Genomic DNA, 12,408 nt, shown 5'->3' with positions numbered 1-12,408 from the left:
AAGTAGAACTGTTTACCGTGGTTGCCTCTCTTGTTGATTTTGTAGCCCTTGATTTTGAAACTGCTAATGCGAGCCGGGCTTCGGCTTGTGCGGTAGGCCTGACGGTGGTGAGGAAGGGCCAGGTTGTAGAGACTCTTTCTTGGCTGGTGAAGCCTCATGAGTCTGTTGCTGATTTTCACCCCTTGAATGTGAGTATTCACGGTATTACCCCGCAGATGGTTGAAGCTGATGGTCTGGGATGGGTTGAGACCAGTCAGAAGATGAAGGAGATCATTGGTGATTTGCCGGTGGTTGCCCATAATTCAGGCTTTGACCGGTCTGTGTGGAATCATGCCAATAAGGTTGCTGGTATTGATGAGTTAGCTCCTGATTTTTATTGCACATTGAGCTTGTCTCGTAGGTTGAGTAAGACTGGTGTACTTGAAGGTTTGGAAGAGCACCGTCTTGATGTTCTTGCTGAATTTTTTGGCCTGGAGCAACTTCATCACCATGATGCTGGTGAGGATTCCTTGATGGCAGCTTTGGTTGCTTTGCGGTTGGTTGAACTTGTAGGTGCTTCTTCGGTTGAGGGCGCTTGGGGCGGACCAACTAGTTCAGGCATGATTCGTACTGACCGCGTTCCGGTGCCTCGTAAGGTACGACGAAATAACGTTCCGTCTGTTGTTCCGGTGGCTCCTGCGCCGGAGGGAATCGCAGGGGAAACTTTTACCTTGACTGGTGGGCTTGACGCTATGACCCGTGAGGAATGTTGGGCTGCAATTGAGGCTGCTGGTGGTCTTATTGCTAAATCGGTGACGAAGAAAACCACTGTCTTGGTGATTGGTGCCGGGGCTGAGGAAAGCATGCCGCCTTTGTTGGGTGAAAACCGTAAGGAACTTAAGGCTATTTCTTTGATTGAAGCTGGTCAGCGGATCGCAGTGATTGGGGAGCCTGATTTGTTGGCACTGTTAAGCGAAAACTAGCTTGAGGCCTGTAGACCGTTTACAGAACCCTAGTTTTGCTGTGGGGAGCCTCTTGTAGGGTGAGGTATATGAAGCTATCTCACATCTTGAGCAGGAACGAATCAGCGGGCTGTGTGAACAGTACGGTGTAGCTAGGCTTGAGGTTTTTGGGTCTGTGGCTAAGGGACTTGCTACGGACGCTAGCGACATAGACATCCATTACACCATGAAACCTGGTAGACGCATGAGCTGGGACATTGATGACCTGGCTACAGCCTTGGGGGAGGTGTTTGGGGGCAAGGTTGATTTGGTGGCCCGGAAGTACGTCCACCCGCTTCTGGCGTAAGAGGTCTTGGGCTCTGCTGAGGAACTGGGCATAGAGGTTTACTCATAAGAGTATGCCAGGCTCAGAACTCCGCAGGCTCGAGTTCCCACATAGTTCGCTAGACTTACATCAGTTTCCATTTCTACTATGGGTAGAAATTGTTGCTCCCCACGCAAACCTTTATCAATCCAGTAAATTTGCTGTGAGCTAGTTAGCTTATCATCGCATGAATAACCCTACGATTAGTCTATTTATCTGTTTCTTTCTTTTTAAATCTTGCAACATTTCCGCTGGAGCTCTGATTGCTATTCATGTTAAAAATATCAATTTTTGATGTCATATGCTGGTAAGAGTTGCTTAACTGAACCAGGGAAATGCTAAACAAAATCAAAACATATATAAAAATTGAAATCGTCAAGGATAAGGTTATATTGCCGATGAATTTTAATGCCTGAGAACTTTCATCATCAGGGAATAATTTAGTAAAAACTGCAAGTGCAACACCCATCGTTGACATAAAAGATGTAGCAATCGCATGGTTCACAACTTCATCAATGATATCTACTAAATTCTTATCCTTCATTAAATTTTTCGAGAGCTGTTGTCGCCAGTTAGATATAACTCCAAAAACTGCGAGAAGTGCAGTCGCCAGGAGGGTAAATATCATAATAAATGAATCCTCAAGGCTCGGCCTTTTATCTAGAGAAAACATCAAAAGCAAGGATATAATTAGAGAGAATATCGGTAATAATATAATTACCCATCTGGACGCTAGTCTATAATTTTTCCTGCCTGGGCGAAGATCTTGTATTGATGTAAAACTTGTTTTTAATATATTAAATACCTTTAGCCTTGAGTCAATGCAGAGCATTCTATGCACCTCTAGAAATTTCGTTTATCTGCTCAGGTTCAATTGGGCCTATTTCTGATAAATCCGATCTGAGATCGTCAATATTCCACCTCGACAGATTTATTTCATTCGAACTTGATAGTTCCTGCAATTTAGGTGTAATTTGATGCAGCCAGCTGGCCTCTGTAGGGTGGTCTGTATCAAGAGGGTAGGAAAATGTTTTTCCAAGAAGTTCGTCGACTGAGAAATACTTTTGATTAAATTTAAATCTGACTTCTTCAAGACTGGAGAAACTATCCAGGGGTGTTTCACTATCATTGATTGGTCTGAATATTATTGTCTTCATATCGTTGAAAGCCTGTTCATCTCTATTTTGAGAATTATTCCAGAAAGCTATTTTATTCATAATTTCACTCTTAATAGATAAAGAGTTTGTGCGATCAAATGTGAATCTCAGGTCAACCTTTTTTAAATCGGTGGAAGCATTGCTTTGTAATAGTTGCAATATCATCAAGTCGCACCATAGGTAAACCCTTGGGGTTCGTTATAGGGTTCCCAAATTCTTCAATAAATCTTGCCCGTTCAAATTCCTCGAAAAGCTCCTGCTGGCGCTCACGCTTCTGAGCAATCATTGACTGAAGGTCGCGTATCTCAACTTGCTTTACCTGCTCTTCCAGGGGAGGAAGGTCGAGCTTAATATTCTCCACTGTCTTTTTGGATAGCTCCTTGAACGTCGCACCTACCCCAAGAGATTGTAGATACTCTTTATGGTCCATAAGCCAGTAATACAAAAATTTTGGCAAAATCTGGTCACCAGGAATCAGGCTTTTAAAACCCTGGTTAGTTGCCATCGGAACAGTATTGATAGCAACGTGACCGATGGGGGCTCTTGAACTCAATAACACAGAGTTCTCTGGAAGCAAGTTTGTAGCACAGCTATTGAAACCAGCTTCGGTAATTTTTCGTGGAGTCTCAGAGATATATGCGCCTGAAAGCTTACTTAAATCAGCAGGGGTTACCCAATTTATATCCCCATCCCAATACTCTTTAACTGAAGTTTTAGGGGTAGCACCAGACACAACCTGGCAGACATCGCCGAGCCTGACCGTCTTGTCTCGCTCACAGCCCCATCACCTTCTTCAGCTGCTCGATGTGCTCGCCAATTTCGCGCTGGGTCTGTTCCAGCTCCGCAATAATCTCCTCAGGGGAGCGGTAGGCCACCTCTTCAAAAACCAGCTCCTTATAGCGGTTGATGGAGAGGTCATAGCCCTGCTCCACAATCTCACTCTTCGGAACAGTAAAAGACTTCTCCGTGCGGGCCCGCTCACGCTCAGCCCCATCACGGTTAGCCCAGCGCTTCAAAACCTCCGGCAGGTCATTAGCCTCAACGGGGTTACGCTTATCATCCAAGCTGAACCCATCAGCCTCAACATCAAAGAACCACACCTCATCAGTGCCACCCGAATTCGTCTTCGTAAAAAACAAAATCGCAGTCGATACACCCGCATAGGGCTTAAAGACACCCGAAGGCAACTTCACCACAGCATCCAGCTTCTGGTCCTCAACCAAGGCGCGGCGAACGTCCTTATGCGCCTTCGACGACCCAAACAAAACACCATCCGGCACAATCACCGCAGCCCGCCCACCAGGCTTCAACAACTTCAAAAACAGAGCCAAAAACAACAGCTCAGTCTTCTTCGTCTTAGCGACCTTCAACAAATCCTGACTCGTCGCCTCATAATCCAAGCTCCCCGCAAACGGCGGATTCGCCAGAATCAAGGAATACTTCTCGGCGTCCTCGCTAGCACCCTCACTCAAAGAATCACGGTAGCGAATATCAGGGTTATTCACCCCGTGCAACATCATATTCATCGACCCAATACGCAACATGGTCGAATCAAAGTCATACCCGTGGAACATACCCCCATGGAAATGCTCCCGGTGCTTCGCACTCGTAAACGGGTCACGATTCTCACGCACCCACTCAGCAGCCGCCACCAAAAAACCAGCCGTACCGCAAGCAGGATCCACAATGACATCCTCAACATCAGGAGCCATCATCGCCACCATCAACTCAATAATGTGACGCGGAGTGCGGAACTGGCCATTAGTACCCGACGTAGCCAATTTCGACAGCATGTACTCATACAAGTCACCACTCGTATCAAGATCATCGAGAGCAATCGCGTCTAACTGGTCAACAACCTTAGCCAACAAGGCAGGGGAGGGAATACGGAAAGTAGCGTCCTTCATATGCTGCGAATAAGTGGACGCCTCGCCACCCACCTGGCTCCCCAAGTTTCGTAAAAAGGGGAAAATCCCAGAATTCATCAGGTCAAACATGACCTGCGGGTCCTGATTCTTAAAATTCTGCCACCGCAACAGCTCCTGACCCTCACCAAACACCGGGTTTTCCACCGGGCGGCCAGTCAGCCGAGCCTTCTTCTCAGCACGAGTCTGCGCATCATCCAAACGACGAATAAACAGCAGATAGGTCATCTGCTCAATAACCTCTAGCGGGTTAGAAATACCACCCGACCAAAAATCATTCCAAATACGATCAATACGCGATTTAGTCTCGCCCGAGATTGCAATAGCCATAGCTCTAAGTATATGGGGTCATGCCTCTGGGCGGCCTCTACCCAGGGAAGAAAACCTTGCGTAGACTAGGGAACATGACAGCCAGCGCAGACTCACTGAGACTACAGAAACTCATTGCTGATAACAGCGACGCTATCGGCGCAATCTTCCGCAAGTATGGAGCCACCAACCCCAGGCTTTTCGGTTCAGTCGCACGCGGGGACGCCCATGCACAGAGCGACATCGACATCATGGTCGACATTGACGACACCAAAGGCGCAACCATCATGAAACTCGCTGGAATTTCAGAATCACTCAGACGGCTCTTAGGCGTCAGGGTAGACGTTGTTACCTCCACAGTTGTGCGAGAGAAAATCTCAGCAGAAGCCAAGAAAGACCTAGTCACCATCTGCCCAAAGATTTCCCTTAAGCCACCTCCGCCGTAGCCTTGATTCGGTTGAGAATCGAAACAATCTCAAAGGCATCATCGTCCCCAAACATTTCAAGCGGGTCACCCAAACTCACATAGGGGTCCTCATAGAGACGCGACGGATCAACCGTGCCGTTCTCACTCAGCTCATCCACAATGCGCTGCACAAACCGAATCTGCGTCGCAGAATACCGCGACTCATCCAAAAAGACCGCAAAAGCCGCCCGGGCCTCGTCCCGGCTCAAGCCCACCAGCGAGCGCACAAACACACCCAGACCCCCGGACTCCCGCGCCACCTGCACATTTGCGGGCCCGCCAATACCCGAAGCATCAATCAAATCAGCCAGAGCCGCAAAATCCTCGTCCGTCAGCTGCTTGCCGCGAAGAACCTTCTGCACAGCAACTGAATCCAGGTGTTCGCGCAGGTACTCCTGCATTTTCTGCTCAAACCGCTCCTGGTTCATACCCACCTGGGTACGTACCACCTCGACCTCAACCGGGTCGATGAGCTCGTCCTGAAAATTGGTGTAGACAATCTTCTTCTGACCCTTATCAAGCAGGTGGGTGACACCGCGCAGCTTCTTACGCATGAACTCCAGCAGGGCAGGGGAGACATCCTCCCACCAGTCATCTGCGGCCAGCTGCTCCAGGTGGGGCAGGACGGCCGCGATGGCAGGTACCGCTGCCTTAGCCAGTAGGTCCTCGGCGAGAGTCTGGGCCACCTCTTTGGTGCGGGCCAGGGCGGCAGAATCACCGGTGAGGGCAGAGAGCTGGGCCCCGAGCATGAGCAGGTCAAACTGCTTGGCCTCCAGGGTCCCATCAACATACACAGTTGAGGCAACAGCCCCCAAGCTCAGCGCCAGCTCGGCCTCTGCCTCAGAAAGCTGCGCCCAGGCGTCCGCGGACGCAAAACGCTCCACCGCAGCCCGGTGGGGGCGCACCAGCACATTGCCCATATCGAACCTGCCCACAAAGGCAGCCAGGTCAGAGCGCACAGCCACCGCGTAATCGTCCCCAGCGCTCACGGTGCCGGAGCCTACCAGAGCCCGGGCCAGCCTCACCCGGGTTTCAAAGACCCGCTGGGAGACAGGCTTAGCCAGCTGGCCTTCAGAGCCGGGCAGATCCTGGCTGAAATACTCCAGGTTCTGGCAGAAATCGAAGACCAAGAAGTCCGTCTTATCGGCCCCGGGGCCAAAAACATCGGGAGCCAGGCGGGTACCGCGCCCCAACATCTGCCAGAACTTGGTCTTCGCCCGTACCAGCTTGAAAAAGACCAGGTTCAGAATCTCGGGCACATCGATGCCGGTATCGAGCATATCCACGCTAATAGCAATGCGGGGCAGAGACTCCGGCTCAGAGAACCTCTCAATCGCTGACTCCGCCGCATACGTGCGGTTAGTAATCACCTGGGCATACGAGCCGCCGTAACCGGGGAACAGCACGTTAAACCGCTCATAGATAAAATCAGCGTGGGCCTGGTTCTTGGCGAAAATGATGGTCTTGCCCAGCAACTCACCGTCAGCTACCCGGTAGCCGTGCTCCATGAGCGTGGTCAGTACCTTATCGACCGTATCAGCATTGAACAGAAAGCGGTTCAGGGCCTCGCTGGTAATCTCATCGGGCACAGCATCGCCCCAGTCAGCAGACTCCCACTGCTCCTGCTCCGCCTCACTGAGCTGGTCGTAGCGGATACCTTCGCGCAAGAAACGGGTACCCACACTAAAGCCCCGGGCAGGAACCAGGTAACCATCGCTCACCGCCTGATCGAGAGTATAGGCGTCGGTAGGCACACCGGCTTCTAGGTCAAAGAGGGCATAGGTGTTGAAATCAACCTCGTCTTTAGGGGTAGCGGTGAGCCCCACCAGCAGGGCGTCAAAGTACTCAAAGATTGCCTTGTACTTGGCATAAACTGACCGGTGGGCCTCATCGACCACAATCAGGTCAAAATAGCCGGGGCCGAATTCGCGCAGGGTGGCTTCGCCCTCAGCCCGGGTGCGGTTAATGATGTTCAGCATGGTGGGGTAGGTGCTGGCATAGACTCGGCCATTGGCCTGCTTATCTTCCACCAGATTCACCGTAGCCAGGTTCGGCAGGTGGGCCTTGAAAGCCTTGACCGCCTGATTTACTAGGGCGGTGCGGTCAGCCAGGAACAGGACGCGCTTGACCCACCCGGCGCGTGAAAGCAGGTCCACCAGGGCGATGGTTGTGCGGGTCTTACCCGAACCGGTCGCCATCACCAGTAGGGCCTTACGACGCCGGGCATCAAAAGCCTCAGCCACCGAAGCAACAGCCCGCAGCTGATAATCGCGCCCAGCAATCTCAGTATTCACCTGCTGCCCGCTCAACTGCTGGCGGCTGGTCCTGCGCTCAATCATGAGGGCCAGCTCATCCTCGGTGAGGAAACCCTGCACCTCACGCGGCGGGTAACCGGCAGCGTCATCCCACAGATAGTGGGTATAGCCGTTGGTATAGAAAATAACCGGGCGGACGCCGGTCGCCGCCTGGAGCGCGTCCGCATAGGCCTTTGCCTGGTCGCGGCCAACATCCACCGACTCCCGGGCCTGCTTGGCCTCAACCAAGCCGAGGGGGCGGCCGTCCCTACCCCACAGCACGTAATCAACCCGGCCCGACCCGCTGGGTGTGGGCAGGCCCGTCACCGGGTACTCGCGGTCCCGCGTATTGGCAAGGGGCCAGCCAGCCTCACCCAGGAGCAGGTCGATGAAGTAGTCGCGGGTTTCAGCCTCGTTATAGTCATGGGTGTCGGGCAGAGGTCTAGCAGCCTGGGCTTCAGCTAGCTGGGCGCGAAGACGCTCTAGCTCGGCGTCCATAGCGTCAACCCGCGCCTGGTGCTCAACAGCCAGTCTCTCCAGCTCAGCCGTGCGCTCGGCCTCAGCCTCAGCCATGCGCTGCTGGGTCAGGGCTCGCTGCTCTGCCTGGCGGCGTAGCGTAGGGATTAACTGGTGGTCAAAAGCCTTGCCCAGAGGAGCAAGGGCTGGGTTTGCCGAATGGTTGTACACACCCCAGACCATCAGGTGATACAGGTCGGTCACCGCCCGCTCGGCATCCCGCCCAGAAAGGACCTTCCGGGAGTTATGGGCCGCATCGTTTCCCAGGTGGCGGATAGTCTTGAACTTCAGGCGCTTATCATTATCGAGAAATACCGAGAAAGCCTCATTGCTGGTCAAAGTCGCCAGCGTGGCCTGCTCCGGGCGATAGATACCCCGCACCCGGTAGATATGCTCAACCAAACCCTCGATAGCCCGCCGGGCGTAGAAGCAGGCGGTGGGCGCGTCCGTCACCAAATAACCCTCAGCCTTGGCGCAATCCTGGTAGAGCTCCGGCAAAGCCTGGTAAACAAAAGCAAAGTTAGACATAGCGCCTCGTGACTGTGCGAGAAGGTGTAGGTGCAATCACACATATTTTAGCCTGGTCAGCACTTGGAAGGGGACCTCAAAACCTCAAAGGGACCGCACATTATGCGGTCCCCTTTGTGGAAATCAGGTCCCCTTGGAGGGGGCGGGCGGTAGCGAGCGGGAGTCTGCTCCGCCCTCCCTACTCGTCCGCCCCTGCGAACTGCGAGTTGTAGAGCTCGGCGTAGAAGCCACCGCGCTCCAGCAGCTCAGCGTGGGAGCCGGATTCCACTATGTCGCCGTCGCGCATAGCAAAAATGACGTCGGCATCCCGGATGGTAGAGAGACGGTGGGCAATCACAAAGGAGGTCTTGCCCACTGCCAGCTGCCCCAGGGCACGGGCAATCAGCAGCTCGGTGCGGGTATCGACCGACGAGGTCGCCTCATCCAGAATCAGTAGGGGTTTCTGGGCCACCATGGCGCGGGCAATCGTAACCAGCTGCTTCTGCCCGGCAGAAAGCTGGGTCTGGTCGGTCAGTACCGTGTCGTAGCCATCGTGCAGCTGGGTAATCAGCTCGTCCAGACCAACCGAGGCCATGACCTCATCCAGGCGCTCCTGGCTGACCTCACCAGCCCCGTACACCACGTTCTCACGCAGGGTACCCTCAAAGAGCCAGGTATCTTGCAGCACCATGGCAAAGAGGGAATCAACCTGCTCACGGGTCAGGTCGGTGGTGGGCACCCCGTCGATGCGAATCTGCCCCGAATCGAGCTCGTAGAAACGCATGAGCAGGTTGACCAGGGTGGTCTTACCGGCCCCGGTCGGGCCCACAATCGCCACCTTCTGGCCGGGGGCTACCGAGGCGGTAAAGCCGTGGATAATCTCCTTGCCCGGCTCGTAGCTGAACCGCACGTCCTCAAAGTCCACAGCGCCGCGCACGGGCTGGGGCAGGGGAGTGCTCTTGGTGGACTCGTCCGCCAGCTCCTCGGCCTCCAAGAACTCAAAGACGCGAGCGCCCGCAGCTGCCGCCGACTGCAGGGAGGTAGCCGACTGGGCCAGCTGGCCCAGGGGGTTGGTGAAGAGGCGGACGTAGACGATGAAGGCGACGATGACGCCGAAGGTGATGGTGTTGTTCAGCACCAGGGCTGCACCAACCACGCAGACCACCACGTAGCCCAGGTTGCCGATGAATCCCATGAGGGGGAACATGAGGCCCGAGAAGAACATGGACTTCCAGGCCACCTTGTAGAGGTCGCTGTTGCGGTTAGCAAATTCGGCGCGGGCGGCGGTTTCGCCGTTGTAGGCGCGAATCATGGAGTGGCCCGAGAAGGTCTCTTCGATGTGGCCGTTGAGCTTACCGAGGAGCTGCTGCTGGGCCACGAAGTACTTCTGGCTGCGAGAGAGCACGAAGCCAGAGGCAACTACGCCTAGCAGAGAAGAGACTATAGCGGTGAGGGCCATGCGCCAGTCGGTCACAAACATCATGACCGCTGAACCGACCAGGGTGACCACGCCGGTGACGGTGGTGGCCAGGGAGTTGTTGAGGGTCTGCTGCAGGGTGTCCACATCGTTGGTCACGCGCGAGAGGGTATCGCCGGTTGAGCCCCTATCCATGTAGGCCAGGGGGAGCCGGTCAATTTTGCGGTCCAAATCGTGGCGCATGGAGCGCGATACCCAGACGGTCGAGCGGGCCATAATCTGCCCCTCCACCAGGCTCAAGAGCAGGGAGGCCACCAACATGCCGATGGAGATCCACATCAGGCGGTAGATTTCACCCATGTCCAGTTGGCCGGTGAAGCCCTTCTGAATCTCATCGGTGATCGCCGAAAGGAACTGCGGGGCAACAATGGTGAGAATCACCCCGATGACGGCAGCGACAATAGCGATCACCATGCCCGGCAGCACCGGGCGCAGGTAGGCCAGGAGCTTGCCCATAGTCTGCTTAAAGGGGGCGGACGCCTGCCCCGGCATAGGTGCGCGCGGCGGGCCGCCAGGCCCGCCGTGACCTCCGGGGCGTCCTGCCTTCTCGCTTTTGAGCTGGCTATCGCGCAGCTTCTTGGCAGACTCTAGGCCCCGGCGGGCTGATTCTAGCTCTTCGGGGGTAAAGACTGGTGACTGGCTCATGAGCGAAGTTCCTCCTCAGAGAGCTGGGACAGGGCAATATCCTGGTAGACCTCGTTGGTAGCCAGCAGTTCTTCGTGGGTGCCAGAGCCAACCAGGCGGCCCTTATCAAGCACCAGAATCTTGTCGGCCTCCCGTACCGTACCGATACGCTGGGCCACCACCACAATGGTTGCCCCCTTGGCGGAGTTCTTGAGCTGGCTGCGGATATCCCGCTCGGTCCTATAGTCCAGGGCTGAGAAGGAGTCATCGAAAATCATGATCTCCCCGCCGCGGGCAAAGGCCCGGGCCATCGATAGGCGCTGCCGCTGGCCGCCCGAGAAGTTCTTGCCGTTCTGGGCAACCGCCGAGGCGTAGCCGTCCTCTTTCTTCCCCACGAACTCAGCTGCCGCAGCAGCGTGAGCCGCCGCCACCACGTCCTCGGGGGTTACCGGGTGCAGGCCCTCACCCAGGGCCAGGTTCGAGGCCACCGAGCCAGAGAAGAGCACACTCTTTTGGGGCACATAGGCCAGGCGGTCGCGCAGGTCCTTCTGGTTCCAGTCGCGCACATCAACGCCGTCCACCAGCACCGACCCCTCGCGCACATCGGCAAAACGCGGAATCAGATTCACCAGGGTCGACTTGCCCGAGCCGGTCGAGCCGATAATCGCCACGGTCTCACCCGGGTCAGCCGTAAAGGAAATCGAATGCAGGGCGTCCCCGTCAGCCTCGGGGTAGCGGAAGGACACGTCCCTAAACTCCAGGGAACCTGCCGGGGCAGCCCCGGCGCTCGCACCGCCGTCCGCAATCGCAGGCTTGGTGGAGAGCACCTCACGGATACGACGCCAGGCAACCAGGGCTCGCGGGCCCATAACGAAGATAACCGTCATCATCATGAAGCTGGTCACCACCTGCAGGGCATAGGTGGAGAAGACCACCATCTGCCCAAAGAGGGTGACGCGCTCGGTCAGGTCGGCGGTACCGTCAATCAGCACAGCACCCAGCACATAGATGGAGAGGGACAGACCCGTCATGATGGCGGTCAGCAGGGGCATGATGAAGGCCATGGTGGAGTTGACGAAGAGGGTGGTGTTGCGCAGGTCGGTGTTGACCTCTTCAAAGCGCTCTTCGTGGAAGTCCCCGGTGGTGTAGGCCCGAATGACGCGCAAACCGGTCAGGTGCTCGCGGGTCACCCGGTTGAGGCGGTCGGTGATTTTCTGCATGCGCATCATGCGGGGGATTGCCAGGCCCATGGCAACGCCCAGCACCAGCAGGGTGGCGAGGACGGCGATCCCGGTAGGGATGGTCCAGGTCAGCGACTGGGTAGCGATTTTGGAGCTAGCCCAGACCGCCATGATGGGGGCCTTAATGCTCATCTGCAGACCCATGACCACAAACATCTGCACCTGGGTGACATCGTTGGTGGAGCGGGTGATGAGGCTGTCGGTGCCGATGTGGTTCACCTCGGCACTGGAGAGGTCAAAGGTCTTGTTGTAGGCCCCGGCCCGCATGCGCCGGGCTAGAGTGGTACCGAAAATTGCGGTGCAGAAGCCGGTGATAATGGCACAGACCATAGAGGCCAAGGCTGCTGCCAGCATGAGAGTGCCGTCAGAGGTGACGTCCCTCAGTTCGGACCCGGGGGTTGAGATGGTGAGGGTGATGTTCTCCATGTATTCGGGCACCTTGAGGTCAAGGTAGACCTGAGCCACGATGGACAGCACCGCCACCAGGACGAGTAACCATTCTCGCCGGTGAATGAGTTGGTTGATTTTCATGGAATCCTAGGGCGTTTTCGTCAAAGAAAAAAGGTGCATCTCTGCACCTTCGTTCT

The 12,408-nt window shown here is 55.3% G+C and carries 9 protein-coding genes and 1 pseudogene; 3 read left to right on the top strand and 7 right to left on the bottom strand.

Annotation, left to right across the window (positions count from 1 at the left end):
- The first annotated feature begins 17 nt into the window (after positions 1 to 17).
- Together QM007_RS06310 and QM007_RS06305 are read left to right on the top strand one after the other, a co-directional pair.
- A complete protein-coding gene (locus tag QM007_RS06310; RefSeq protein WP_283489184.1) occupies positions 18 to 962 on the top strand; it encodes an exonuclease domain-containing protein in 945 nt (314 codons plus the stop codon).
- 76 nt (positions 963 to 1,038) lie between these two features.
- On the top strand, positions 1,039 to 1,287 hold the full coding sequence (locus QM007_RS06305) for a nucleotidyltransferase family protein (RefSeq protein ID WP_349361505.1): 249 nt from the start codon (positions 1,039 to 1,041) through the stop codon (positions 1,285 to 1,287).
- Positions 1,288 to 1,513: 226 nt separating this feature from the next.
- Here QM007_RS06305 and QM007_RS06300 read toward each other — a convergent pair whose 3' ends face one another.
- The 4 genes and pseudogenes from QM007_RS06300 to QM007_RS06285 form a co-directional block, all read right to left on the bottom strand.
- A complete protein-coding gene (locus tag QM007_RS06300) occupies positions 1,514 to 2,137 on the bottom strand; it encodes a hypothetical protein (RefSeq protein ID WP_283489183.1) in 624 nt (207 codons plus the stop codon).
- Position 2,138: 1 nt separating this feature from the next.
- Positions 2,139 to 2,522, bottom strand: a complete 384-nt coding sequence (locus QM007_RS06295; RefSeq protein ID WP_283489182.1) for a hypothetical protein — start codon at positions 2,520 to 2,522, stop codon at positions 2,139 to 2,141.
- Between the two features lie 52 nt (positions 2,523 to 2,574).
- Positions 2,575 to 3,216, bottom strand: a pseudogene (locus tag QM007_RS06290) (restriction endonuclease subunit S); the annotation flags it as partial.
- A 19-nt stretch (positions 3,217 to 3,235) separates the two neighbouring features.
- Positions 3,236 to 4,717 carry a type I restriction-modification system subunit M gene (locus QM007_RS06285; RefSeq protein WP_283489181.1) on the bottom strand — a complete coding sequence of 494 codons (1,482 nt, stop codon included), beginning with the start codon at positions 4,715 to 4,717 and terminating at the stop codon, positions 3,236 to 3,238.
- Between the two features lie 74 nt (positions 4,718 to 4,791).
- Here QM007_RS06285 and QM007_RS06280 point away from each other — a divergent pair, with 74 nt between their 5' ends.
- Positions 4,792 to 5,142, top strand: a complete 351-nt coding sequence (locus QM007_RS06280; RefSeq protein ID WP_283489180.1) for a nucleotidyltransferase family protein — start codon at positions 4,792 to 4,794, stop codon at positions 5,140 to 5,142.
- Here QM007_RS06280 and QM007_RS06275 read toward each other — a convergent pair.
- The 3 genes from QM007_RS06275 to QM007_RS06265 form a co-directional block, all read right to left on the bottom strand.
- On the bottom strand, positions 5,123 to 8,500 hold the full coding sequence (locus QM007_RS06275; protein WP_283489179.1) for a DEAD/DEAH box helicase family protein: 3,378 nt from the start codon (positions 8,498 to 8,500) through the stop codon (positions 5,123 to 5,125). The genes QM007_RS06280 and QM007_RS06275 overlap by 20 nt on opposite strands.
- Positions 8,501 to 8,678: 178 nt before the next feature.
- A complete protein-coding gene (locus tag QM007_RS06270; RefSeq protein ID WP_283489178.1) occupies positions 8,679 to 10,601 on the bottom strand; it encodes an ABC transporter ATP-binding protein in 1,923 nt (640 codons plus the stop codon).
- Entirely contained in the window at positions 10,598 to 12,352 is a 1,755-nt protein-coding gene (locus tag QM007_RS06265) for an ABC transporter ATP-binding protein (RefSeq protein ID WP_283489177.1), read from the bottom strand. Before QM007_RS06265 ends, QM007_RS06270 begins: the two co-directional genes overlap by 4 nt.
- Positions 12,353 to 12,408: the final 56 nt, after the last annotated feature.

Origin of the sequence: Rothia sp. SD9660Na, assembly GCF_030064065.1 — a bacterium.
Taxonomy (GTDB): Bacteria; Actinomycetota; Actinomycetes; order Actinomycetales; family Micrococcaceae; genus Rothia.
The sequence above is the reverse complement of the archived record's forward strand: the minus strand, read 5'-3'. Positions and strand labels throughout refer to the sequence as shown.